The organism is Chryseobacterium sp. T16E-39, from assembly GCF_002216065.1.
Lineage (GTDB): Bacteria > Bacteroidota > Bacteroidia > Flavobacteriales > Weeksellaceae > Chryseobacterium.
Genome location: NZ_CP022282.1, coordinates 436,939 through 462,320, shown reverse-complemented (window position 1 = coordinate 462,320; position 25,382 = coordinate 436,939). Strand labels below are relative to the sequence as shown.

Here is a 25,382-nt window from a genome sequence, read left to right as displayed (position 1 = left end):
AAATCCTGCTGTAAAATATCAGGAACTGCTATGTCTGTTTCAGCGTTAAAAATGCCGGCTTCACCTCATTTATACTCGTTTTCGTTTAAAGACAGTACTTCCTTTGCATAGGATTTTAACCTAATTACTAATCAAAAATTACAATAATGAACAACAATCAAAAAGCTGCAGAAGTACAAAAGGTATTGTATACTGCAAAAACGAAAACAACCGGAGGCAGACAAGGAAACGCTAAAAGTGATGATGGAAATCTGGATCTATTATTATCTCCCCCTGGATCAAATATCCCGGGAACCAATCCTGAACAGCTTTTTGCAGCAGGCTGGTCGGCGTGCTACATAGGAGCGTTAGGACTGGCAGCGAAAAAACTGGGAATAACAATACCCTCCCACACTTATGTAGACGCAGAGGTAGATCTGGGAATGAATGGTGGAGATTTCCTTTTACAAGCACGGCTCTCCGTTAGTTTGCCGGGCTTAGAAAGAAATATAGCTGAAGAACTAGTAATCATTGCTCATCAGACCTGTCCTTATTCGAAGGCCATCCATGGAAATATTAATGTAACAACAACCGTTCTTTAATAAAATACAAAATCCACAACCTTGTTGTTGTGGATTTTTTATAATATAGAGTTGGTATTAGTTTATTTTTTTTGTTTTAAGATTGAGACCGTCTGATATCATAATCATTTCATATGCTCCGGTGTCTTTATTTACAGTAAATAACAAACCATCATTTGAAGCCGGATCAAAAAAGAATGTTGTTTCAGAATCCGGAACAGCTTCAGTAGCCTCGCCATCTTTACCTGCCACATATAATTTTCCATCTTTTACAGTAATGATAAAATATTGTGTATTATCAAGTTCTAAAGCATACTTCCCTTCATATCTTTTCATTATTTGTTCTGAAAGTTCTATCTTTTTTCTTTTGATCGCATTGGGAACCTTATAAGGCTTTCCTTCTACAATTTTCACAATATCTTCTGTAACCTGCTGCATCGGGATCCCTGTATAATTGCTGACAAACATAAAATCAAATCCTGTCTTTTTATTTTTATAAAAATAAGCTCTGTAACCTGGTCTTCCACCGGCCTGCGCTAATACTTCATTTTCATCAAACAGTTCTTTGATAAGTCCTTTTTCGAGATGTTTACCTTTAAAACCTTCTTTGGAAAAGAGATACAGATCCCCAATTGTCGAAACGTAATTCCCTGTCTCAAATCTATTCAAGTCTTTTGCAGAAGCTTTTACTATTTTACCATCATCATTATCAAATCCCCGTACAAAATTCTTTGAAGGCTTTTTAGCATTGTATTCATTGGTATTTTTAAGCCCAATAGGATCAAATATTTCTTTTTTTATAAATGACAGATATCCGTTCCTGGCTGTTTTATTGATAATATTATGCAATAACAGAAACCCAATATTTGAATATAAGGTCTTTGTACCGGGTTCAAACAGAAGTTTTTCTTTTTTTGCCAGTTCAATGATCTGCTCACCGGTCAGTTTATCAAATTTTTCATAATCTTTAATCTCCCTTGGCAGCCCTGACTGGTGGTGCATCAGGTGATTGATCGTTATTTTATTTCCATCAGGAAAATCAGGGATAAATTTGGATAATGGGTCCTCTAATGATATTTTCTTTTGTTCGACAAGTTTCAGAATACCATATTTCACAAACACTTTGGATACCGAAGCAATGATAAATTTACTATTCTGGTCTACCTTTAACCCTTTTGGTCCATGATTTATGTTATAGGTTTTGTTAATAATCACCGAGCCATCTTTTGCCACAATTACATTTCCATTAAACTGTTTGAGGCTGGTTATCGCAGAAAAATACTCGTTAGTTTTTCTTTCTATTTCAGATCTTTTTATATCTACAGTAACCTGTTCCTGGCTTTGACCAAAGAAACATAAAAAAACAGTAAATAATAGAGCTAATGGATGTTTCATGGTTGTTTTCTTAAAATTAATTTCAAATATTTTAATTGATAAATACATGACAATTAGAAATTTAAAGTTATATAAAAAATGATCAAAAATTTTCTTCAATCACTACTCCTGTTTATGTTTTCAAAAGTAGATTTTCAAATCTTATTTTATTTCATCTTTTATATAAAAACAACCTTTTTTTATACGAAATATCTTTTAATACAATTTTCTGATCTGCAAACCATTTAAAATAGAATCCCCCTGTTTAGGGATAAAATCAACAGTTATTCCCTGTCCGTTCTTCACCAAAACGGTGGTTTTTGTGTGATATGCTTTTATGGGAACCAGATCATTATCATTAGAAAGACCTTCAAGAATCACCAATCCATTCACTGATACATCAAAGCTACGCCCCCTGCCAATTCGGATTTTCTGACCGGCATTGTTTCCGAGATTATATACCAGTTTTTCCTGCTGCTCAGGGCTCAAAAGTTCAGCAAAATGTAATGTCAGTTCATACAAACCATCGGGAACATCCGCTTTAAAGGCTTTTAATCCTACACGCTGTGTTTCATATATTGCGTCATAAGCCGTTCCCAATATATTTCTTCTCGAACCATAGCGTTCACCCTTTTCATCTTCTTTATATATATTTCCACCTACGTAACCCCAGCTCCCGGCAGTATATTCTTTTTCAGGGATCCAGCTTTCCCTGGTTACATCATCCATGAACATTCTCTGATCTCCCAGGCTGACATTTAAAGTAGAAAACGTATTTTCTTTACTTTTTAGCTGATTGGCAATCACATGAAAATCGATAGAAATAAAATCTTCCTGACCGTCGTTGGTAATCGCTTTGAGTGTATTCGTTCCATTTTTGAAGATGGCTGTGAAGATAGCTTTACCATCATTCGTATTTTCGGTCCCTAGCAACTTTCCATTTAACCAGAGTTTCACCTCCTTTTGATTTGTATACACTATTACTGGCTGAGTGGCATGAATGTCACTTCCCTCATCTGCTTGCTGGGCTCGATATAACCAGTCGGATCCGCCTATTTTTACAAAAGGTTCGCTGGCCAATGCTGATTTATATATAAAATAACTATCTTTTGGTTTTCTGTCTGTCGTCAGCAGTCCCTTATTGTTAATGTGAGGTACCGCCTCCTGTCGGCTCTCATTCCCAAATTCTACCAGATTCCAAACAATGGCACCAGCTATGAAAGGGTATTTTTTAATTGTTTTAAGATAAGCTTCATGATAAAGATTGGCATATTCCTGGGTTTTATCAAAAACGGTGGGTTTAAAGTTATGAAGGCGATAATCTGAATCGGCACCAAATTCTGAAATAATCAGGGGTTTTGACGGATACTCTTTATGATGTTTTAAAACAAAAGTTTCAAAGTCTTCAAACTTGCCACCATACCATCCCTGGTATAAATTCCACCCTGCTACTTTTGGAATATCGATGAGACCTACCCTTTTGTATAAGTCAAAATCTCCATGATAAGCAATCATTGTGTAGCGTTCAGGATCTTCAGCCCTGCATAAATCTTCCATTTTCTGCGCAAGCTCCCGAAGGTTATTCCAGTACTTTTCTCTTTCCTGCGTTTTATCCTGGTACAGTGGCTGGATAAGAGATTCATTCATATAACTCCAGATGATAACACTTGGGTGGTTATAATTCTGACGGATCATTTCACGCTGCATATCCAGCATATTATGGGCATATGTTTCACTTTCGGTAATCTGGTTATTGCCGGGTGTTTCCACGGCTGTTAATATTCCCAGACGGTCACAGGCTTCCATAATAGCAGGATCTTGAGGATAATGTGAAACCCTTAGAAAATTGCCGCCCATATTTTTAAGCCATTGTACATCGTTAATGTGTAACGCATCTACCAACGCAGAGCCCATTCCTTTAAAATCCTGATGTCGGCTGGCTCCCATAATTTTATACGGTTTCCCATTAAGATAAAATCCTTTTTCAGCATCAAAATGATACCATCTGAACCCTAAAGGGTTGATCATTTCATCATAAATTGCTCCGGTCATTTCGTCTGTTAGTACATTAACGACTTTATATAAATATGGATTTTCTGGACTCCAGAGGTGCGGCTTTTTAATATTTTTTATCTGAATACTAAAGTTTCCATTTTTGTCCGGCTTATTTTCTGATAATGCAATTTCTTTTCCGTCCCCATCATACATATAGGTCTTGACTTTTACCTTTCTGTCAGAAACCACCTTTCCTTTCACCTGTACCGTTGCAGATTCATCATTTACCACAGGAGTACTTATAAATACTCCATTACTGGCATAATTATCCATGTCAAAATGATTTTTATCTACAGCGATAAGATATACATCACGATAGATACCACCATACACGCTAAAATCACCACCAAGCGGAGGAATATCCGGATTGTGGCTATTATCCAATTTCACCTTAATCTCATTTTTACCTTCATGTAAGAATTGGGTGATATTAAAACTAAAAGCAAGATAACCGCCCAAATGAGTTCCGGCACTTGTTCCATTTACAAAAACTTCAGCCACCTGACTTGCCCCCTCAAAATAGATATAAATATTCTTGTCTTTCCAACCTTTTGGAATATCAATTTCTTTCTGATACCAACCAATTCCACGGTAATAGCCGGGGTTATCATCCATTACATCTTCAGCATTCCAGGTATGAGGAATATTAATTTTCTCCCAATAGCCTTTTTCATTCGTATTGCTTTCATCTCCTTTGTGAAATTGCCACGATGTATTAATGCTCAGTTTGATACGTTGTGAAAATAGTAGAAATGGAAGGATGAGTACTATTATTGTAATCAGTTTTTTTAGTGGGTTCATGGTTTTGAGTATCTATAAAAGGTTTGAATCATTCATGATTTATTATTGTCTCACATAGAGACAAATACAAATGTAGTAGAAATTACAAAGGCATCCCTTATTTTTCTATTGTTTATCAAATCTTTCAGAAAACGATACATCTCTTACATACCATCCATTGAAATATAAAGGTCCGTTTGCTTATGAAAACCTTATTGAATTTAGCTTAAAAAACAACTAAAACACCTTATGATTACATTACAATTTTCGCAACAATAAAGTTATTTGTTAATGATTTTTTAAAATAATGTTAACTATAAGTTCAAGCCACTCATGTAACCAGATTATATTTTTACACTGAAAATTAATATAGTAAAGTGAAGAAAATTTTTACGTCTGTTTTATTGTGCGCATCGATCTATTTTTATGCACAATCGGGAACTGTTTCCGGAAACATCAATGATGACTCGAAGATTACGTTACCGGGAGCCAAGATCTCCCTGACTCCTGGAAATATTTACACTACATCCGATGAACACGGAAATTTTGTTTTCCTGAATGTTCCGACAGGAAATTATACCATGAAAGTAGATTACCTCGGTTATGGAAGTGCTGAGTATAATATATTGGTAGAAGCTGAGAAAAATACAAAACAAAACATTGTCTTTACCAGAAAAGAAACGAATATCCAGGAGGTTGTCGTAACCGGAGCAACCTTAAAGAATCAGGCAAGAGCCCTCAACAAGCAAAAAAATAACGCCAATATTACGAATGTAATCTCCTCAGATCAGATCGGACGTTTTCCCGACGCCAATATTGGAGATGCACTGAAGCGTGTCCCTGGTATTACAATACAAAATGACCAGGGTGAAGCGAGAAATCTGATTATTCGCGGACTTGCTCCCAATTTAAATTCAGTCACCTTAAACGGGGACCGTATTCCTTCTGCAGAAGGTGATAACCGAAATGTTCAGATGGACCTTATTCCGTCTGACATGATTGCAACGATAGAAGTCAATAAAACATTGACACCGGATATGGATGCTGATGCTATCGGCGGTTCTGTCAATCTGATCACAAGAGCTTCCCCTAACGGGCAGAGAATTTCTGCAACACTAGCCGGTGGTTATAATCCTATCCGTGAAAAAGGAAATTATACGGCTGGTTTTGTATATGGAAACCGTTTTCTTAATAAAAAGCTGGGGGCTGTTTTCAGCTTTTCTTATAATAACAACAATTTTGGATCAGATAATATTGAGCCAACCTGGAGTCTTGCTGATGATGTAGCAAAAACAGCCTACATCAGTAAAATGGGTGTCCGATATTACAATGAGCATCGTATCCGACACAGTTTTGATTTGAATATGGATTATGAATTCAATTCAAAAAACAAGATTTATGCATCGGCTATGTATAATTTCAGGAACGATAAAGAAAACCGATATGCTCTTGGGTATAAAATAAAACCCACTTATAATGCAGATGAATCTGAAATTACGGGGTGGACAGGAAGCATGACAAGACAAAACAAGGGTGGAGATTCTGATAATGATAACACGCGTCTTGAGAAGCAAAAAGTTCAGAACTATGCCTTAAGAGGAGAACATTTACTCGGTTCTAAAATCGATTTGGATTGGTCAATGAATTATGCAACCGCCAGTGAGAAAAAACCTCATGAACGTTATATCGAGTTTGAACGCAAAAATGTAAATTTTCTAAGTGATTTAAGTGATCCTGAAAGACCAATGATCACTCCTACTGCAGCCGACAATTTGGGCAGTTACAAATTAAGTGATCTTTCCGATTCCAATAGTTTTACACAAGAAAAGGAATTTGGAGCCAAAGTAAATTTACGTTTCCCATTTTCTGTAATTGAGGATCAAAAGGGAAGATTACGCGTCGGAGCCCGTTTACGTTTAAAACAAAAGGAAAGAGATAATGACTATTATGCATTTGAGCCTGTGAATAGCTTAGGCAGTCTTCTATCTGTTCCTACGACTTATCTGGATGGTCATAATTTCCAGGCAGGCAACTATGTTCCCGGAACATTCGTGAATGCCGGTTATTTAGGAGGACTTGACCTGTTTAATCCTAATTTATTTAATGGTGAGCTAAAACCTGAAGAGTTTCTTTCCAACAATTACAGTGCAAAAGAGCATATTTATGCGGGATACATCAGATGGGATCAGGATTTCAGTGATAAGTTCTCAATGATTGCCGGGGCCCGTATTGAAACAACATCTATAGATTATACCGGAAATTATGTGAAGGATGAAGAAGATCTTGTAGGAAAAATCAACAATAAGAATACGTACACGAATATTTTACCGAATATTTCCTTTAAATATGTTCCTGAACAAAATCTTGTTCTTCGTGCTGCTTTTACCACCGCTTTAGCCCGTCCTAATTATTATGCATTGGTTCCATTCCTAAGTGTAATTTCTGCGGATGAACTGATCTCTGCCGGAAATCCTAATCTGAAGGCGACTTATGCTTATAATTTTGATTTCATGGCTGAGAAGTACTTTAAATCTGTCGGGATCCTTTCCGGAGGTTTATTTTACAAAAACCTGAAGGACTTTATTTATACCTACTCCAGAAAAAATTATACTGCAGCGGATTTCTCCGGAGATTTTGCAGGTCAAACCAACCCAATTCCTGCAGGAGAAAGCAACTGGAGATTTACCCAACAAAGGAATGGTGACAATGTAGACATCTATGGTTTTGAAGTCGCTTTACAAAGACAATTGGATTTTATTCCGGGAGCATTCTGGAAAGGTTTGGGAGTTTATGTTAATTATACCTACACTAAATCTAAAGCTAAAGGAATTACTAACGAAGCCGGTGATGAAAGAACAGATGTTGGATTACCGGGAGCTGCTCCTCATATGTTCAACGGATCACTTTCGTGGGAAAACAAGCGATTCTCTGCAAGGGTTTCAATGAATTATGCATCTTCTTATATTGATGAGCTGGGGGGAAATTCATTTGAAGACCGTTATTACGATAAACAACTTTTCCTGGATGCGAATGCCTCTTATAAAATTACCAGCCAGCTGAGAGTTTTTGCCGAAGCTAATAATTTAACCAATCAACCGTTAAGATATTACCAGGGAATCCAGAGCAGAACAACTCAGGTTGAGTATTACAGACCTCGATTTACGATGGGTGTCAAGTTTGATTTTTAATGATAATAGAAAATGATAAAACTAAATAAAAGTATTGCTATACTAACTTTCCCATTACTTATTAATTGTACCGGGCAAAATGAATTGGGAAAAAAAATAGAACCTGCCGCTGTTACGGAACAAGTGGGTTATGATACCGATGATCCCGCAATCTGGATCAATCCTCAGGATGCATCTAAAAGTATCATCATTGGAACCGATAAGGATACCAATGGAGGATTATATGCTTTTGATCTGAATGGAAAGATCATTAATAAGGTTCCCGGATTAAAACGTCCCAATAATGTAGATCTTGAATATGGTTTTCCATTCAATGGAAAGAAAGTCGATTTCGCTGCCGTTACGGAAAGAGAAACCAACAGCGTGAAGCTGTACTCACTTCCAGATTTAAAAGAAATAGGTTCGTTCAGTGTTTTTGATGGGGAAAAAGAGCGATCACCCATGGGAATTTCGATTTATAAAAATCCTAAAACAGATGAGATTTTTGCTATTGTAGGAAGAAAATCAGGACCGGCTGATGGTTATTTGTGGCAATATAAATTGACCGAGAAAGAAGGAAAAATTACCGGAGAAGTTGTACGAAAATTCGGTAAATACAGCGGTTTGAAAGAAATCGAAAGCATTGCGGTAGATGATGAATTGGGATATATCTATTATTCTGATGAGCAGTTTGGGGTTCATCAATATTACGCAGATCCATCAAAAGGAAATGAAGAACTTTTGGTTTTCGGGAAGGGAGATTTTACATCAGACGTAGAAGGAATTTCTATATATGCAACTTCTGCAACAGCCGGATATATTCTGGTTTCCAATCAACAAAAAGATACCTTTAATGTATACCTGAGGGAAAATCCTTCAAAAGGAAAAGTTGCAGAAATCCCTGTATCGACAAGTGAAAGCGATGGTTCTGAAGTGACCAATGTAAACCTGGGGCCTCAATTTCCAAAAGGAATATTTGTAGCCATGAGTAATGGTAAAGTATTTCATATTTATGACTGGAGAACCGTTGAAGAAAGGATTAAGAGTCAAATGAAGAAATAATGGGGGATATTTTTTGTATTAACGTATTGATGTAAAATGTATTCATGATTGAAGAATAAAAATTGATTACTTCAAATATATTTCTAAGCTGATAGAAAACAATAAGCCTTTACAATTAAGTAAAGGCTTATTTCCACCAAAAGATATAAATATGAAAAAATATTTATTCAAATAATTAAGATGCTGGAAATCCTAATTCTTATCAGCATTCACTGACAGTCCGGTTGCTTCCAGCATAATATAATGTAAATCTGTGTTTTTTACGAAGGGTTTCAGTAATTCACTTCCGGGTCCAAGCATAGCTAATTCTACATAATCTCCGGAATGATCCATACTGATCCAACCCACGGAATTATGCTTTTTCTGAATATCAGAATAGAGCTTAAACGGAAGCTTCTTATAATTATACAATCCACTCTCTTTTTCAAGATTGGTGTAAAAGCCTAAAAGGCTTTTGGCCTCTTCATCAGCCAGGCTTATTTTATTGGTCTCATAGATCCAGTCTTTGGTTTGTTGAAGATTAAAATCAGGATGAATAGCATTCAGTACATACTCATTTGTGAATTTATAATTCGCTATACTATTGAAATTTTTAGTAGCATCTGCTCCGTAAATCGTTCCCGGATTGGCATTTCCATGATCTGTTGTGATGATTACCAAAGTATTTTTATCTTTTTCTGCAAAATCTACAGCTACTTTTACAGCCTCTTCAAAAGCAATCTGATCATGGATAAGTGCTGCCACATCATTGGCATGAGCAGACCAATCTACTTTTCCCCCTTCTATCTGAAGCACAAAACCTTCTTTATGATCTTTCATCTGATCAATCGCTGTCTTCGCCATTTCTGCCAGTGTGGGTGTACTTTGTAATGCAGGTGTATTCGTCCGGTCGATGGAATAAGGTAATGCTCCTTTATTGAAAACACCCAGAATCTGCTTATTGTTTTCCACCTTCTGAAGATCGGAACGTGTTTTTAGAATTTGATATCCTTTCTGCTTATACAGCGCATATACATCCTTCTTATCCTCCCTTGTTGCCGCATTAAAAAACTCATCTCCCCCACCCATCATTACATCGAAACCAATTTCAGCATACATCTCAGCTATTTCAGGTTCTGCATTTCTACTGGCTGAGTTCACACAAAATCCAGCAGGAGTAGCATGGGTAATCGTTACTGTAGTTACACAGCCTGTCTTTTTACCCGCTTTCTTAAACTTTTGCCAGATGGGAAGATATTTCTCGCCATTTGCTCCGATGTTCAAAACTCCGTTTTTCACGCGAAATCCACCCCCAAAAGACGAACTTGCGGCAGCAGAATCTGTAACAATGGAGCTTGCTGAAGCGGTATCCATTAATGCTCTGGACACTTTATTTTCTTTGTAAAGATTAATCCAATTGCCTGTTTTCCCAAGGATATTCTGCGAATAGAGATTAGCCATTGCCAGTGTTCCGGAACTCATTCCGTCACTTACCATAAAGATGATATTTTTGGCCTTTTTGTTGGATTTCGGATTGACTAGCGTTTGGTTGGCCAGTAAATCGATCGGATTAATAGTAAGTAATCCGGAAAGCAAAGCTGAACCTTTAAGAAATTTACGTCTGTCCATTTTTTCATTTACATTTCACGTTGCAATATAAAGAATAAAAATCAATAACGAAACAAAGTTGCATTAAATATTTATGAATTTAATTTTAATGATTTGATCATATATTTTGAGGAAAAGGATCCTGGAAAATTGCCGAAGCATCAAACATTTCTTTTTCTTCACCTGTTATAAGACAGTCTTCAAGATCGTTCATCATTTTTTCCTGATCCAAATCCTGTCCGATAAAAACCAATTCATTGATTCTATCTCCCCAACTTTTATCCCATCTGCCTTCAATATATTCCTGATTTTGTAGAAATGAAGCGTATTGTACACGGTTACTCATCGGCATACTCGACCACCATACTCCTGCTTTTTCCAAACGGAAAGAACCGCCTGCCTGTGAAAAATTTAATGCATCCTGAGGACGGGAAGCCAGCCAGAATAAACCTTTTGCTCGTAAAGCACCCTCCGGGTACTGTTCGTTAATATATCTCCAGAACCGCATGGGGTGAAAGGGTTTTTTATTCCTAAATACGAATGATCCGATTCCATATTCTTCTGTTTCAGCCGTGTGGTGTTCCGCTTCCAGCTCCTTTTGCCATCCCGCAGACTGTTGGGCTTCATCAAAATCAAATAATTTGGTATTCAATATTTCTCTGGGAGCCACTTTTCCAAATTCAGAAGTAATGAGCTTTGCACCAGGATTCAATTTCCGGATAGTTGCCTTTAAAAAGTTAATGGTTTCCCCATTGACAAGATCTGTTTTGTTGAGTATAATAACATTAGCAAATTCTACCTGATCGATTAGCAGATTAACAATCGTTCTTAAATCCCCCTCCATATCGGTCAGTTCACGATCCATTAACAATTCATTGGAACCAAAATCCTTAAAAAAATTAAAACAATCCACTACGGTAACCATAGTATCTATATAACTGAATGCTGAGAGGTCTATTCCACTTTCCTCATCGATAAACGTAAAGGTCTGCGCTACAGGAACCGGCTCGCTGATGCCTGTACTTTCAATTAAGAGGTAATCAAATCGTTTTTCACGGGCCAGCTTTTCCACTTCTACCATCAGGTCCTCGCGAAGCGTGCAACAAATGCAGCCATTACTCATCTCAACCAGTTTTTCTTCCGTTCTCGACAGCATGTTCTGATTTTCCACCAGGCGTGCATCGATATTTATCTCGCTCATATCATTTACAATCACTGCTACTTTCAAACCTTCTTTATTATGTAAAATATGATTGAGCAGTGTTGTTTTTCCAGCACCGAGAAATCCGCTAAGTACTGTTACGGGAAGTCTTTTATCCATGATAAATTAATGTTGATGTTGTCTAAAATTAATGATATGACCCGCTATTAATCCTGCAGCTCCAAAATAGATTAGGGGAATGTGAACTTCGAAGATCAGATCAACGAATACAGAGACGGAGATCAATAGAATTGAGATCCAAAACAACCATTTCAACCACGATTTCGAAATTCTCTTTGTTAGTCTGTAAACCACTACTGTACCAATTAGCAGGAAAGCCAGGTCGACATAAGGGTTATGAGAAATTCCCAAAGGAATAATGATTAATAAAGGGAAAACAATACAGTGGATCAAACATAAAACCGCTGCTGAAATTCCTACTGCATCTAAGATTTTTGATTTCATAAATGATTATTTGAGTTTAAAATACTTATCGTAACTTTGTTGCAAAGGTATACATTAAATTTAATTAACGCAACTAAGTTGCAATAAAATCATGAAACAGGTTAGAAACACCCAGGCCAAAACAGAAATATTAAATATCATTAATAGTTCTGACAGTGCATTATCCCATACTGCCATTCAGGAAAAAGTTGGGGATCTGTGCAATCGTGTAACCACTTATCGTGTATTGGACCGCTTAGAAGAAGAGGGAAAAATTCACAAGATCGTCAATGTAGATGGTGTAGTCAATTATGCTAAATGCCATCATTGTACAGAAAATGACCACTCTCATAACCACATTCACTTTAATTGTGAAAAATGTATGTCGGTAACCTGCATAGAAAATGTAGTTCCGGAAATTACATTACCAAAGCATTTTATCGCAAAAAGTTACAATTTTGTAGTGAGTGGTATTTGTCAAAAGTGCTATCAAAACTAAGTTTTGTTGACGATGAAGAAAGTAAAATATCTATAGACTGCTAAAGGATTTTTTATTTATTTTTGATTTAAGGCATTTTTGGTGCAAAAAGTACTTGAAAAGAGTCTAGATCACGAATATGAAAAATGTAAAATTTTCAAAAGTTTTCAAACTGGTTCGCTGGAAGGAAGTTGTAGCAGTTATTATTTTGTTACTGGCTTTCGTTTTTTTCAGAAGCGAAAGACATGAACTGGCAACTATTGGTCCTGAACTTCAAAATTCAAAACTGGAATGGGTCTTAGTTGGGGTATTACTGACTTTTGTTTATGTACTTCTCCAGGGTCTAATGTACGTTACAAGCTTTCGTGCTACTCAATTGAACGTCAGCCTATCTGATGCTACCAGTTTATTTTTAAAACGGAATTTTTTAAGCATCTTTCTTCCCGCCGGTGGTGTAAGTTCTCTGGCTTACCTTCCCCGGAATATCAGAACCAAAGGTTATAAATCATCAAAGATCCACCAGGCAAGTGCCATTTATGGATTTGTTGGTTTACTGACGGTAATGATTGTCGGGATTCCTCTGATTGCCTACGCAGTTTTCATCAACAAAAATTTCAATGATAGCTGGGTAGGAATAGTAGTCCTTGCTGCCATACTTTTGGGCAGTTATCTTCTTTTTATCTCTTTTCGAAAGAAAAATTCCTTTTACCAATTCCTTGATAAAAAATTTCCAAAATTCATTAGCTCAATAGATGAAATATTCAGCAATGAAATAGATAAAAGATACTTTTGGATTACCGTTTTAGTTTCTGTTGTCATAGAGTTTTGCGGGGTCTTCCACCTTTTGATTGCGATGTATGCATTTGGAGTTCCTGCTTCATTTTCAGCGGCAGCCATATCGTATGTGGTTTCTATTTTATTAATGATCGTCTCCCCTTTTCTGCGGGGCCTTGGAGCGGTAGAATTCTCTCTCACTTACATTCTTGCTAATTTTGGATATAAACATGCTGATAGTTTAGGCATTACCCTGCTATACCGTTTTTTCGAATTCTGGATCCCCTTACTTTTAGGAATAGCAGCGTACCTCTGGAGTGGTCGAAAACTGTTTGCCCGGATTTCGCCGGTAGTGATGATATTTTTACTAGGTATCATCAATATCCTTTCCGTAATTACTCCTGCACTAACGGACCGTCTGCATATTCTGAAGAATTATTTACCGTGGGAACTGATCCATATTTCAAAGATGATCACGCTTATTTCGGGGGTATTACTTTTAGTCACTTCTGCCAATCTTTTCAGAGGATATAAAAGAGCATGGTATTTTGCGTTGACCCTTACCATCTTTTCGATTATTTTCAATTTATTAAAAGCGTTGGATTATGAAGAAGCATTGTTTGCCTCGTTTACTTTAGGGCTGCTATGGTATAGCCGGAAAGAATATAGCTTTACCACCAAAATTGTTTCTTTACAAAGAGGTTTCAGTTGGTTTTTGGGGATTTTCACAATTATTTTAGTCTTCAATTATTTCAGTTTTTATTTCATCAGTAAATCTCATTTTGGTATCGATTTTACGAAAGAGGAAGCTCTTTATTACACTTTACATACTTTCCTCTTATTTAAAGATTCAGGGCTGACTCCCCTTACGGGATTTGCACGGGATTTTCAGAATCTGAATTATATTCTGGGGGTCATTTCCTGGCTGGTTCTTATCTTATCATTTTATAGAACCCACTCCTGGGTAAAAAAAGATCAGAAAGAAAACCATATTGCAGCCGAACATCTGGTAGAGCAATACGGGGCCTCTTCACTGGATTATTTTAAACTGACAAAGGAAAAGCAGTTTTACTTTTCAGAAGAAATCAATGGCCTTGTTTCATTCCGAGCGGCAAATGGTTTTGCAGTAGTTTTGGAAGAGCCGGTATGTGCTGAGCAGCATAAAACAGATCTGATTAAAGAGTTCGACCAATATTGCAAGAAAAATAGTTTAAAGACCTGTTATTACAGGGTCAGCGAAAGTGGAATCCCATATTTCAATCCTTTAAAAAAACAAAAATTATTCATCGGACAGGATGCAATTTTAGATGCCGAAAACTTTAGTCTTACCGGAAAGGATAAGAAAACTATTAGAAACGGGATCAATGCCGTTGAGAAATCTGGCTATACTACAACTATACTATATGCACCCCAAAACAATGACATTATTGATCATATCCAAAGCGTCTCCGATGAATGGCTTAGAGAGTTTGATAAAAAGGAGATTGTATTTGCGGAAGGTATGTTTGACCGTGAGGTGGTGAGAGATCAGGATCTTATTACCATTTTTGATGCAGATGGTCTATGTGTTGCATTCCTTAATATTATCCCCTATTGTGCTCCGGATGAATGCAGTTATGATATGATCAGAAAAACTGAAAATGCCCCCAATGGCAGCGTAGACGTATTGATCGTGAAACTGGTAGAATATGCCAAAAGCAAGAACCTTAAATATGTAAATATGGGAATGACCCCGATGGCAGGGATCGAACAGCCCAACAATACCGCTGAGGAAATTATGAAATTTGCATATCAAAGAGTAGGAAGTTTTAAACATTATCAGACACTAAGAAACTTCAAGGAAAAATATGCTGACATCTGGGAAAACAAATACCTGGTATATAACAATGATTTTGAATTGCTACAGATTCCTACCGCATTAAACAAGGTTATGAAACCACAGAAAAATGAAGAATAAACTAAGTAAATTTCTACGAATTATTTCTTTATCTGCATTGGTACTGCTTTCCGGTTGTCAAAAGGATGAAGATTTTAAAATAACAGAATGGAATTCAGGTACCAATAAGCCAATCATCTTTTACATAAGTGGAGATGCTGGTTTTAATACGTTTACCAAAGGCCTGGGTACTGATCTCCACACCTTAGGATACGATGTATTTGCATTGGATACGAAAGCTTATTTCTGGAATAAAAAAACGCCGGAGCAAACTTCCCAGGATATTGAGAATTACATCAACGAGCAGTTGCAGGGCAGAAAGAATCAACAGGTTATTTTGTTAGGATATTCATTTGGAGCTGATGTTACACCATTTGTTTATAATCGTTTTACACCGGATCTGAAAAGTAAAATTCAAAAAGTATTCATTATGGGGCCTTCAAAAAGCAATGATTTTCAAATCCATCTTGATGAATACTTTGGCGTTGAACCCAAAGGCAGTTTACAGGTTATTCCTGAGATCAATGAAATGGGATCAGTTCCTGTTATGCTTATTTTAAGTGACTTTGAATTTCTCCATTTTCCTTATAAACAAATAACCCTGGGAGGTAATTACCGAATGAAACATATTCCGGGAAACCATCATTATGGAAATAATACCCAGATGCTGGCTAACTTTATCAATCATAATCTATAAAGTATGCAGTCATCAATAGCTAGAAACAAATTATTTTATGATAAAGACAACAAATCATGCAAATGATTAAAAGTTTGAAATAAAATAATATCTTAGTTTCATGAAATATTTAGAAAAAATTCAAGGATTATTACCATTAGGCTATTTATATCTTATCATTCTTGGACTTTTAAAGGAAAGTATACTTTTTTATCAATTGGGAGTCAATATTTTAAAATACTCCTCTATAACAGATATCCTGATCAGTCCGATTGCTGATATGGCTTCAAGTCCGATTTTGATTATTGTAATCATTTCTGTTGTTCTTTTTTTCTTTTTATTTCAAGTCATTCTCATCAGAAACAGGGATAAAAACTGGAGCAAAAAATTATTAGGAAGCTATAGAATAAATACTGAAAGTGATAAAAAAGAACTGCGAAAAACCATGATTCCAATTTTTACGATACTCGTAGCCATTGAACTCCTCGCCTTATTTGTAGGCTTAGGAATAGGGCAAGGCAGTATTATCAAAAAAAGAATAGATACCCAAACCCTTAAGTACAATTATACCCTCACTTCCGAATCTGGTGAACCCACAGATATTTATATGATTGATATTAACAGTACTTATTATTTTTATGTAACCAAAGGAGATAAAAATATCAGGATTGCTCCGGTTGGAAAAATTAATACCCTTGAAGTCATTAACAAAAAATAAAATGAAAAATAAACCTATAACCGAATATACTGACGAAGAAATCATCAGCAATGAAAAGAAAATGAAAGCCATAAGTGTTATGCTAATGGTTGCGATCCCCATTCTATTCTTAGCCAATATGCTTTTAACACTCAAAAACGGATTTAATGCCTCGAATGTAATCCCTATTGCCCTCCTTCCTATTTTAATTATAAATATTAATAAGTGGAATCAATTAAAAAAGGAGAAAGCCAATAGAAATCTATAAAAGAAAAAAAACCTTCCGGTAATTCCGGAAGGTTTTATAAAATAGCAGACCAATATTATTTCTTATTGATATATTTTTCCAATCGTTTCAATCCTTCTTCCAAAATCGCTTTGGGACACGCGATGTTCATACGCAAAAAGCCTTCACCAGAGCTTCCATACATCGTACCTGAATTCAGCCACAGCTTTTCGTCTTTAAATAACATCTTGGAAAGTTCATCAGATCCCTTCCCTAAAGCACGACAATCCATCCAAACAAGATAGGTTGCCTGTAATGGACTAACCGATATATCCGGTAAATTGTTTTTACAGAAGTCATTTAGAAATAGATAATTACTGTATACATATTCTTTCAATGCTTCCATCCAATTCCTGCCATGAGTATAGGCAGCAATTAAAGCTTCAGCCGCAAATGGATTAATACTGTAAGTCTCCTGTATGGACAATATTTTTGCAATCGCCTTTTTAATTTCCTGATCTTTAGTAATAACGTATGATACCGGCAGACTGGATAAATTAAATGTTTTACACGGAGAACCGCACGTAACAGAAATCAGATCATAGTTTTCAGCAACGGAAACAAATGGAATATGTTGGTGTCCTTTATAAACAAGATCAGCATGGATTTCATCTGAAACAACCATTACATTATGTTTTGAGCATATGGAAGCTATCTTTTCAAGTTCATCCCGTTTCCAAACTCTACCTACAGGATTATGGGGACTACAGAATAATAGCATTTTGGTTTGTGGATCAGAAGCTTTTAGTTCCAGATCTGCAAAATCTATTTGATAGTTTCCGTTTTCATAAATCAAATGGTTTTCGATCGCGTTGCATCCGCAGTTTTCGATAAGTGTAAAGAAATGATTGTATACAGGGGATTGTACGATAATATTATCACCAGGTTTGAGATAGGCTCTTACAATTGCAGAAAGAGCCGGAATCATACCGGGAACAGGCAACAACCAATCTTTTTGAAGTCTGACCTGATGGCTCACTTCCCACCAATTGATAATTGCATCATACAACGCTTGTGGAGTAAAGCTGTATCCAAATATCCCCTGTTCCGCTTTCTTCGAGAGTGCTTCCACGATTTCAGGTAGAGTTTTAAAATCCATATCAGCCACCCACATTGGTAATACATTATCATCTGCAACGGAGTCCCATTTGATAGAATTGGTTCCGCGTCTTGGTATTATTTCGTCAAAATTATAGTTCATTGAATTAAGGAGTATCTAAATAGTTTTTAAGATCTGAAATGCTCTTTATTTTTAATTGTTGAGAATGTGTTCTTCGCATCATTAATGCATAAGAATTATTAAACCCTAAAGGCTCCAGCCATTCTATCCCATATTGGTTTTTAAATTCTGTATTGACATATTTATATGTTTTTTCAGCACTTTGGCTTACCTCTTTAATGGTTGATTCAGTTGGTTTTAAAAGAACCAAAAGCCCCGTTCCTGTATATTCGGGATAGAAATCGATGGCATCGTTCACTAAGGCATCAAAACAAATTTTAGTTCCCCCTAACCCTGTTTTGGTTTCTACTTTATAATCGGTATAGCCTTCAATAAGCATTTTATACATTTCGGTAAGGATATATTGTTCGCCAAAAATCTTGGATCCAATCCGTACGGTTCCCGCACTTCCCTTTCTCTGAGTTTTTAATAATCCATTTTGTTTTAAAAAGTCTTTCGCAATCTTTTCCGGAGTCTGATGAAGATAATCAGAGCGGTAATTGAGATCCGTCATGATGGAATCAGTAAACTTTCCAGCGAGTAAATTTAATGTTTTTTTCAGCTCCGGAAACTTTTGTAATGTTTTTGTCTTGATGATCGGTGCTGCAAAATATGGCGGAAATATTTTTTTATCATCATCCAATACATACAGATCATACGCTTTGATCCTCCCATCGGTAGAATAACCACTTATGATGTCCAGTTCTTTATCATAAGCTGCTTTGTACATAATGGCATCACTTACAATGGTGGGTTGTGCATTCAATCCATAAACCGCCCGTAATCCGATATCACCATCCTGCCGTCCCATAAATTCCGGCGTAAATCCCGCTTTAAGTTTATTCCCGGAATGTGAAGTTAACAGGTATAAACCACCCACAATCACCAATATTACAGGAACTACAAATAAAACCTGGCGAAACCTCCGATATCCTGCTCTTTGTAAAATAGCAATCAACTGATCCAATATAATGGCAAGTAATGCCGCTGGAATAGCACCAGCAAGGATCATATTCGTATTATTAAGTGAAATCCCGCCGAATATAAATTCTCCAAGCCCACCCGCTGCAACAAAAGAAGCCAATGTGGCTACTCCTACATTGATTACAGCTGCGGTTCGGATCCCCGCAATGATGACCGGCATTGCCAATGGAAGCTCTACTTTGAAAAGCAATTGCTTCCTGTTCATTCCCATTGCTTTTGCAGCCTCAACAACAGCCGGATCTACTCCTGTAATTCCTGTATAGGTATTCCTGATAATGGGTAAAAGGGCATAGATTAATAATGCTACAATCGCCGGAGTTGCCCCAATGCCAAAGGCAGGAATCATAAATCCCAGCAGAGCAATACTAGGAACTGTTTGTAAAATTCCTGCAGTTCCTAGAACAGGATTAGCAAATAATCTCTTCCTGGCTATTAATATTCCCAGAGGAACACCCACGATGATGGCTAAAAGTAACGATACAAAAGTTAATCCAAGATGTTGTACAACTTGAATCAGGAGTTTATCTTGTTGTTCGGCAATAAATTGCCAGAGACTTTGTTGCGTCATTCTGCCTGTACTTTTCTATACTTATTGAATGCATCTGACAGTTTTTCGTACTCATCTGCATCACCATTATTAATACTTAGTATTTGTAAAATATTCCACACATTTTCATCACTATTAAACCCCTGATCCAGATTTTCCGAATAGCTCAGGAAAGGTCGTAGATTTTCTAAAGTGGCTACTTTATATTCCAGCAGGAGCCTACTCTCTGCAAAAAATTCTTTTACAAAATCATTCACCGGACGGTAAAGCATTTCTTTGGGAGTTCCGATCTGAACAATTTGTCCTTTATCCATCAAACATATCCTATGCCCCAATTCAAATGCTTCCTGTACATCGTGTGTAACAAGAATGATGGTTTTATTTTTAAGCTCTTCTAATGATTTAAATTCAGAATGGATATCAGCCTTTGTAATATTGTCCAATGCCCCAAAAGGCTCATCCATTAATAAAATGGGAGTATCTGCAATCAGAGCCCTTGCAATCCCAACCCTTTGTTGCTGTCCACCGCTGAGTTCCTGGGGGAAACGGCTCAACAATTCTTCAGGTAAATGAAGTTTAGCCATTAGTTCTTCCGTTCTGCTTCTGATCTTTTTTTTGTCCCATTTTAATAATTCCGGAACTACGGCTATGTTCTGCCGGATGGTATAGTGAGGAAATAAGCCTGCATGCTGCATAACGAAACCGATGTGCATACGCAGTTCTTCTATTTTTCTTTCACGGATATTTTCTCCATCTATCCAAATATCACCGGAATCGGCTTCTATTAACCGATTGATCATTTTAAGAGTGGTTGTTTTTCCACATCCACTGGTTCCTAAAAGAACCAATATCTCTTTATCGTGAGCCTGAAAAGAAATACTATCAACGGCAATCCGGTCATCAAATTTTTTAGAAATTGATTCTACTTTAATCATAGGCAAGACTTATTTCGCTAATCTGATTCCTGTGAACTGCCATTTTAGACTGGCATGAAAGAAATTACGATAGGTATTTCTGCTGTGTCCTTTAGGTGTTGCTTCTGAGGCACCACGCAAAACCATTTGATTGACCATAAATTTTCCGTTGTACTCGCCTACTGCTCCGGCTTCCTTTTTAAATCCGGGATAAGGCAGATAAGCACTTCCTGTCCACTCCCAACGGTTTCCCCATGGAAATTGTTCCGAAGCTACCTCCCATTCCGCTTCGGTAGGCAGGCGCATTCCTTTCCATGCAGCAAAAGCAGAAGCTTCGTAAAAATTAATGTGACAAACCGCTTCATCGAGATTCAATTCCTTCAAACCTTCTAAAGTATAATACATCCATTTACCATCGATCTGATGCCAATATAGTGGTGCTTTTGCTTCATTTTGTTTCACCCAGTCCCAACCTTCCGCATGCCAATGCCTGAAATCTGTATATCCGTTATCTTTCATAAATTCCAGATACTCACCATTAGTCACTGCGCGATCACTGATCTCAAAATCCTGCAAATATACTTTGTGTCTGTCCAGTTCATTATCAAAACAGAATCCACTTCCCTGAAAGCCAATTTCATAAATTCCTTCAGGGAAACTGATCATTTTAGCAGAACCAGAGTTAACTTTCTCACTTCTCTGACCTTTCTTATAGGCAGGAAAAAGCGGATTGTGTCCCAAAATATATTTGATATCCGTAAGCAATAATTCCTGATGTTGCTGCTCATGATTCAATCCAAGTTCCACAAGGGTTTCAATGGTTGCATTCAACGAATCACTTTGAAGAAAACTGATCATTTGCTGATCGACATATTCTCTGTAGCGGTATACATCTGCAACGGATGGACGGCTCAGATTTCCCCGGTCAGTACGGATCACCCGTGCTCCAATGGTTTCATAGTAACTATTAAAAACAAAGTTATATTGAGGATCAAAAACCTCATAGCCCGGAAAATTCGGTATTAATATAAAAGTTTCAAAAAACCAGGTCGTATGCCCTAAATGCCATTTAGGCGGGCTCACATCTACAATAGGCTGTACCACAAAATCTTCTATTTCCAAAGGGGCACAGATCGCTACAGAATGCTCACGAACATCTGTGAATTTCTTTACGACATCAATAATCTTAGGATTTGCTATCATCTTTTTAGATTTTTAATTATTATTTCACTTTCCAAACGGAATCGATAAACCATTTTTTTGAATCCTTTATTTCCCCTTCGATTTCAAAACCTGATTTTTCAGCAAGTTCTTTTATATCTGTTTCTGAAAACTTTTGGGACACTTCCATATCAATCAATTCATTTTCTTTAAATGATATCTCTGTATGGTCAATGGTTACAATCTGATCAATAAGGCTGACCACATAACTTCTGCAGGCTCCGCTTACAGGATCATAGGTCTGATAGTGCTGAAACTGATCGAGATTAAAATCAGCATCAAGCTCCCGGTTGATTCTGGCAAGAAGGTTGAGATTAAACTCTGCTGTAATACCTGTTTTATCGTTGTATGCATTTAAGATCGTATTCGGATTTTTTTTAAGATCAAAACCTACGAGTACTCTATCCCCTGTTGCCAGGTGTTCTTTTAAACCGGAACAAAACAGACCGGCTTCTTCGAATTCCATATTTCCGATATTACCTCCGAGAAACAGAATCACTTTCCTTCTTGAAGAGAGTGAAGCTGCTTTATTCAGCATTTCGAAATACTCACCCTCTAAAAGAACGACATTTAGATCGGGTATGCTTTCACTTAATTTCCGATCCAGAATCGAGAGGATGTTTCCGGAAATATCAATGGGCATATAGGTAAAATCCAAGCCTTTTTCAACCATATACTTTAAAAGATGAGATGATTTCATGGCATCACCAGCACCTAGCTCAATAAGGTCAAAAGGTTGTTTGTCAAAGGCAATAAGCTCGGCAATATCTGCTGTTTTATTCTGAAATATATCAAGCTCACATTTGGTGAGGTAATATTCAGGCATTGCCATTATTTTCTGAAAAAGATGGTCTCCCACTTCATCATAAAAGTATTTGGAAGATAATCTCTTAGGATTATTTTCCAGGCCTTTCTTTACATCTATGAAAAAATTTTCGGTTTTACTGGGATTGCTTTTTATTTGAGAATTGGTGTTTGAGTTCATTGTACGTTTTCATATAGTTTGGTAAGCACGTTCTTTACCATCGTTTATAGTACTCCTTCATAAAAGTAGGTGCTTGAATATTGTGATTATATTTAAAAGTACACTTAAATTTTGACTTAGCTATTCTATTTTTCCGTGTTTTTGATAAAATGATGAAAATTTAAAATATCAATCATTAAAATATTTCTATTTTTTATCCCTTTGTTATTAAAAAAATAAACATCTTAAATATCATTTTAATATTTTATTTTTAGCTCATCAATAGACCTATCATTCTTATACATCATTTACATGTTTTATTTAGCCGGGATCTTTATTGCTTTTTTTTCTTCTTTTCTTATTCTGGGAAAGAAAAAGAAAGCAGGTGCAGATTATTTATTAGCTCTGTGGTTTTTTATTATAGGTCTCCATCTGACTTTAGTTTTTTTAAATTTCTTCGGAAGTTATATTCAGGCACCCTACCTGCTTGGACTGGAAATCCCCCTTCCATTGATTCATGGTCCTATGCTCTTTTTATATATTCTAAACCTTAGCGGACAGGGCAGAAATCCATATCTTCAGATGTTACATTTTCTCCCTGCTCTGGCTGTTTATCTTATTTTATGGAATTTCTTTATGCTCTCTCCCAAAGAAAAGATGGTAATCTATGAAAATGGAGGTATGATCTATAAAGGATTGCGAAAAGGTATTAGCATGCTCGTATACATATCGGGAATCTCCTATGTTACCTTAAGTCTTTTATCGCTTCAGAAATACAAAAAGAAAATTTCAAGACAATATTCAAATATTGAAAAAATAAACCTAAACTGGGTATATTATCTTATTATAGGAATTTCCATCGTTTGGGCTTCCCTTATTTTAAAAAATGACACCATTACGTTTACCTCCGTAGTTCTTTTCGTTTTGTTTACCGCCTATTTTGGAATTACTAAAGCGGGCATTTTAAATTTACCCGAACTGAAAACTGAATATATTGAAAACGAAAAGATCATCAACGAGACTGAGGTTGCTGTAAAATACCAGAAGTCAGGTTTAACTGATGAAAATATCCAGATGATTTATGATAGGCTTTCCCAAAGGATGAAATCAGAAAAGCTCTTTAAAGATCCTGACTTAAATATGAATACTATTGCTTCCCTCTTAGAAATTCATCCGAACACCCTTTCTCAGGTCATCAATACCATTGAAAATAAAAACTTCTACGATTATATCAACACACAAAGAATTGATGAGTTCAAAAGAATCGCAGTTTTACCCGAAAATCAAAAATTCACTATTCTAACACTGGCATTTGAAAGTGGGTTTAATTCAAAAACCTCTTTTAACAGAAACTTTAAGAAATATGTGCAATGCTCGCCACGGGATTTTTTAAAGAACCAGAATTTGGAATTGGAATAGTTAATTCGATTAGAAGTTGAAAATTGAAAGTGGAAAGTGGAAGATGAAAGTTGGAAGTTGGAAGTTGGAAGTTGGAAGTTAGAAGTTAGAAGTTAGAAGTTAGAAGTTAGAACAAAAGTAATAATTTGAATCATACAAACCTCGAATCCCGAAACCCGAAACCCGCATCTCGCTTCTCATAACTCGAACCCCGAAACCCGCCCCCCTTTTTTACAAATAAAATTAGTTCCACCTTATATTTTGGAGCATTTAAGTTTGAAACATTTTTCATTTTTGCTGAAGTATTCATCGCTTAACCAACTCATGATGAATCCATTAATCTTATTCTTTAGCTATGAAAAAATTCTTGTTCATCATTCTTGCAGTTCTGGCACTACTCATTGGATTATATCCTTTGATTTATGTTCTGGTTGATCATAAGTACACTTTTTTGAGTTCTAAAACATCCGAAATTCTGAGTAATTCGATATGGAGATTTGCCTTTTTTTGTCACATTATTTTGGGGGCTATATCTCTTTTGATTGGCTGGAGACAATTTGGAGCCGGATTCAGAAATAAACATAAAAAGCTTCATCGACTCATGGGTAAAATCTACATATTATCAGTTATTATTAGTTCAATGGCTGGGATTTATTTGGGATTTTATGCTAATGGTAATATTGTTTCGTCGTCTGGGTTCGTTAGTTTGGGAGTTATTTGGTTCATCACAACAGTTCTTGCTTTTTTAAAAATTAAAAGAGGAGATATTATCCAGCATCAGAATTTTATGACGTATAGCTATGCCTGTACTTTTGCAGCAGTAACCCTTAGATTATGGATGCCTTTATTAAAATCTATCATAACAACTCCAGGTCTTTCTTATCTTATTGTTGCCTGGTTATGCTGGGTTCCTAATCTTATGGTCGCTTATTTTATCAACAGGAAGCGTTCTTTGAAAAAAAATATTGTTGACCCCAACCTTATCTAACAAAGCAAACATGTAACAAATATTATAAAAATTTCTAATCAAAATTAAAAACCTATAATTTTAGTCTTAT

At 36.3% G+C, this 25,382-nt stretch carries 20 protein-coding genes; 10 read left to right on the top strand and 10 right to left on the bottom strand.

What is annotated here, in order from left to right:
* The first annotated feature begins 146 nt into the window (after positions 1 to 146).
* A complete protein-coding gene (locus CEY12_RS01825) occupies positions 147 to 581 on the top strand; it encodes an organic hydroperoxide resistance protein (RefSeq protein WP_089026072.1) in 435 nt (144 codons plus the stop codon).
* Between the two features lie 57 nt (positions 582 to 638).
* On the opposite strand, the gene CEY12_RS01820 is transcribed toward CEY12_RS01825, so the two are convergent.
* Positions 639 to 1,955 (bottom strand): serine hydrolase domain-containing protein, encoded by a 1,317-nt coding sequence (locus tag CEY12_RS01820; protein ID WP_157676733.1) that lies wholly within the window; start codon positions 1,953 to 1,955, stop codon positions 639 to 641.
* Between the two features lie 195 nt (positions 1,956 to 2,150).
* A complete protein-coding gene (locus CEY12_RS01815) occupies positions 2,151 to 4,790 on the bottom strand; it encodes a glycoside hydrolase family 2 TIM barrel-domain containing protein (RefSeq protein ID WP_089026070.1) in 2,640 nt (879 codons plus the stop codon).
* A gap of 356 nt (positions 4,791 to 5,146) precedes the next feature.
* Between CEY12_RS01815 and CEY12_RS01810 the strand changes: the two genes are divergently transcribed.
* A complete protein-coding gene (locus CEY12_RS01810) occupies positions 5,147 to 7,957 on the top strand; it encodes a TonB-dependent receptor (RefSeq protein WP_089026069.1) in 2,811 nt (936 codons plus the stop codon).
* Positions 7,958 to 7,969: 12 nt separating this feature from the next.
* Positions 7,970 to 8,998 carry a phytase gene (locus CEY12_RS01805; RefSeq protein ID WP_089026068.1) on the top strand — a complete coding sequence of 343 codons (1,029 nt, stop codon included), beginning with the start codon at positions 7,970 to 7,972 and terminating at the stop codon, positions 8,996 to 8,998.
* 192 nt (positions 8,999 to 9,190) lie between these two features.
* Here CEY12_RS01805 and CEY12_RS01800 read toward each other — a convergent pair whose 3' ends face one another.
* The 3 genes from CEY12_RS01800 to CEY12_RS01790 all read right to left on the bottom strand — a co-directional run bounded on the left by CEY12_RS01800 (position 9,191) and on the right by CEY12_RS01790 (position 12,251).
* On the bottom strand, positions 9,191 to 10,606 hold the full coding sequence (locus CEY12_RS01800) for an alkaline phosphatase (RefSeq protein ID WP_089026067.1): 1,416 nt from the start codon (positions 10,604 to 10,606) through the stop codon (positions 9,191 to 9,193).
* Positions 10,607 to 10,703: 97 nt separating this feature from the next.
* Positions 10,704 to 11,906, bottom strand: coding sequence for a GTP-binding protein (locus CEY12_RS01795; RefSeq protein ID WP_089026066.1), 1,203 nt, complete (start codon positions 11,904 to 11,906; stop codon positions 10,704 to 10,706).
* Between the two features lie 6 nt (positions 11,907 to 11,912).
* Complete coding sequence (locus CEY12_RS01790; protein ID WP_089026065.1) at positions 11,913 to 12,251, bottom strand: MerC domain-containing protein; 339 nt, start codon at positions 12,249 to 12,251, stop codon at positions 11,913 to 11,915.
* Positions 12,252 to 12,342: 91 nt separating this feature from the next.
* Between CEY12_RS01790 and CEY12_RS01785 the strand changes: the two genes are divergently transcribed.
* From CEY12_RS01785 to CEY12_RS01765, 5 genes are all read left to right on the top strand, one after another.
* Positions 12,343 to 12,729 carry a Fur family transcriptional regulator gene (locus CEY12_RS01785; RefSeq protein WP_089026064.1) on the top strand — a complete coding sequence of 129 codons (387 nt, stop codon included), beginning with the start codon at positions 12,343 to 12,345 and terminating at the stop codon, positions 12,727 to 12,729.
* Between the two features lie 118 nt (positions 12,730 to 12,847).
* Positions 12,848 to 15,439: a phosphatidylglycerol lysyltransferase domain-containing protein gene (locus CEY12_RS01780; RefSeq protein WP_089026063.1), complete on the top strand. Its 2,592-nt coding sequence runs from the start codon at positions 12,848 to 12,850 to the stop codon at positions 15,437 to 15,439.
* Positions 15,429 to 16,115 carry an AcvB/VirJ family lysyl-phosphatidylglycerol hydrolase gene (locus tag CEY12_RS01775; RefSeq protein ID WP_089026062.1) on the top strand — a complete coding sequence of 229 codons (687 nt, stop codon included), beginning with the start codon at positions 15,429 to 15,431 and terminating at the stop codon, positions 16,113 to 16,115. Before CEY12_RS01780 ends, CEY12_RS01775 begins: the two co-directional genes overlap by 11 nt.
* Before the next feature lie 100 nt (positions 16,116 to 16,215).
* Entirely contained in the window at positions 16,216 to 16,812 is a 597-nt protein-coding gene (locus tag CEY12_RS01770; RefSeq protein WP_089026061.1) for a hypothetical protein, read from the top strand.
* Between the two features lies 1 nt (position 16,813).
* Positions 16,814 to 17,059 (top strand): hypothetical protein, encoded by a 246-nt coding sequence (locus tag CEY12_RS01765; RefSeq protein WP_089026060.1) that lies wholly within the window; start codon positions 16,814 to 16,816, stop codon positions 17,057 to 17,059.
* Between the two features lie 55 nt (positions 17,060 to 17,114).
* On the opposite strand, the gene CEY12_RS01760 is transcribed toward CEY12_RS01765, so the two are convergent.
* The 5 genes from CEY12_RS01760 to CEY12_RS01740 are packed head-to-tail and all read right to left on the bottom strand — an operon-like array spanning position 17,115 to position 22,947.
* Entirely contained in the window at positions 17,115 to 18,278 is a 1,164-nt protein-coding gene (locus CEY12_RS01760; protein WP_089026059.1) for a MalY/PatB family protein, read from the bottom strand.
* Between the two features lie 4 nt (positions 18,279 to 18,282).
* Positions 18,283 to 19,848: an ABC transporter permease/substrate-binding protein gene (locus tag CEY12_RS01755; protein WP_089026058.1), complete on the bottom strand. Its 1,566-nt coding sequence runs from the start codon at positions 19,846 to 19,848 to the stop codon at positions 18,283 to 18,285.
* The gene (locus tag CEY12_RS01750) at positions 19,845 to 20,762 is read right to left on the bottom strand and encodes an ABC transporter ATP-binding protein (RefSeq protein ID WP_089026057.1); all 918 of its coding nucleotides are present in this window, start codon (positions 20,760 to 20,762) and stop codon (positions 19,845 to 19,847) included. Before CEY12_RS01750 ends, CEY12_RS01755 begins: the two co-directional genes overlap by 4 nt.
* A gap of 9 nt (positions 20,763 to 20,771) precedes the next feature.
* On the bottom strand, positions 20,772 to 21,944 hold the full coding sequence (egtB, locus tag CEY12_RS01745; protein ID WP_089026056.1) for an ergothioneine biosynthesis protein EgtB: 1,173 nt from the start codon (positions 21,942 to 21,944) through the stop codon (positions 20,772 to 20,774).
* A gap of 19 nt (positions 21,945 to 21,963) precedes the next feature.
* On the bottom strand, positions 21,964 to 22,947 hold the full coding sequence (locus CEY12_RS01740; protein WP_089026055.1) for an L-histidine N(alpha)-methyltransferase: 984 nt from the start codon (positions 22,945 to 22,947) through the stop codon (positions 21,964 to 21,966).
* A gap of 291 nt (positions 22,948 to 23,238) precedes the next feature.
* Between CEY12_RS01740 and CEY12_RS01735 the strand changes: the two genes are divergently transcribed.
* Together CEY12_RS01735 and CEY12_RS01730 are read left to right on the top strand one after the other, a co-directional pair.
* Entirely contained in the window at positions 23,239 to 24,345 is a 1,107-nt protein-coding gene (locus tag CEY12_RS01735) for a helix-turn-helix domain-containing protein (protein ID WP_089026054.1), read from the top strand.
* A gap of 334 nt (positions 24,346 to 24,679) precedes the next feature.
* Positions 24,680 to 25,312, top strand: coding sequence for a DUF2306 domain-containing protein (locus CEY12_RS01730; protein ID WP_089026053.1), 633 nt, complete (start codon positions 24,680 to 24,682; stop codon positions 25,310 to 25,312).
* Positions 25,313 to 25,382 lie beyond the last annotated feature (70 nt).

Bases quoted from the DNA above. Each gene is read 5' to 3' on its own strand.
- CEY12_RS01825 (WP_089026072.1), top strand. From the start codon at position 147: ATGAACAACAATCAAAAAGCTGCAGAAGTACAAAAGGTATTGTATACT.
- CEY12_RS01820 (WP_157676733.1), bottom strand. From the start codon at position 1,955: ATGAAACATCCATTAGCTCTATTATTTACTGTTTTTTTATGTTTCTTT.
- CEY12_RS01815 (WP_089026070.1), bottom strand. From the start codon at position 4,790: ATGAACCCACTAAAAAAACTGATTACAATAATAGTACTCATCCTTCCA.
- CEY12_RS01805 (WP_089026068.1), top strand. From the start codon at position 7,970: ATGATAAAACTAAATAAAAGTATTGCTATACTAACTTTCCCATTACTT.
- CEY12_RS01800 (WP_089026067.1), bottom strand. From the start codon at position 10,606: ATGGACAGACGTAAATTTCTTAAAGGTTCAGCTTTGCTTTCCGGATTA.
- CEY12_RS01795 (WP_089026066.1), bottom strand. From the start codon at position 11,906: ATGGATAAAAGACTTCCCGTAACAGTACTTAGCGGATTTCTCGGTGCT.
- CEY12_RS01790 (WP_089026065.1), bottom strand. From the start codon at position 12,251: ATGAAATCAAAAATCTTAGATGCAGTAGGAATTTCAGCAGCGGTTTTA.
- CEY12_RS01785 (WP_089026064.1), top strand. From the start codon at position 12,343: ATGAAACAGGTTAGAAACACCCAGGCCAAAACAGAAATATTAAATATC.
- CEY12_RS01780 (WP_089026063.1), top strand. From the start codon at position 12,848: ATGAAAAATGTAAAATTTTCAAAAGTTTTCAAACTGGTTCGCTGGAAG.
- CEY12_RS01775 (WP_089026062.1), top strand. From the start codon at position 15,429: ATGAAGAATAAACTAAGTAAATTTCTACGAATTATTTCTTTATCTGCA.
- CEY12_RS01770 (WP_089026061.1), top strand. From the start codon at position 16,216: ATGAAATATTTAGAAAAAATTCAAGGATTATTACCATTAGGCTATTTA.
- CEY12_RS01765 (WP_089026060.1), top strand. From the start codon at position 16,814: ATGAAAAATAAACCTATAACCGAATATACTGACGAAGAAATCATCAGC.
- CEY12_RS01760 (WP_089026059.1), bottom strand. From the start codon at position 18,278: ATGAACTATAATTTTGACGAAATAATACCAAGACGCGGAACCAATTCT.
- CEY12_RS01755 (WP_089026058.1), bottom strand. From the start codon at position 19,848: ATGACGCAACAAAGTCTCTGGCAATTTATTGCCGAACAACAAGATAAA.
- CEY12_RS01750 (WP_089026057.1), bottom strand. From the start codon at position 20,762: ATGATTAAAGTAGAATCAATTTCTAAAAAATTTGATGACCGGATTGCC.
- egtB (WP_089026056.1), bottom strand. From the start codon at position 21,944: ATGATAGCAAATCCTAAGATTATTGATGTCGTAAAGAAATTCACAGAT.
- CEY12_RS01740 (WP_089026055.1), bottom strand. From the start codon at position 22,947: ATGAACTCAAACACCAATTCTCAAATAAAAAGCAATCCCAGTAAAACC.
- CEY12_RS01735 (WP_089026054.1), top strand. From the start codon at position 23,239: ATGTTTTATTTAGCCGGGATCTTTATTGCTTTTTTTTCTTCTTTTCTT.
- CEY12_RS01730 (WP_089026053.1), top strand. From the start codon at position 24,680: ATGAAAAAATTCTTGTTCATCATTCTTGCAGTTCTGGCACTACTCATT.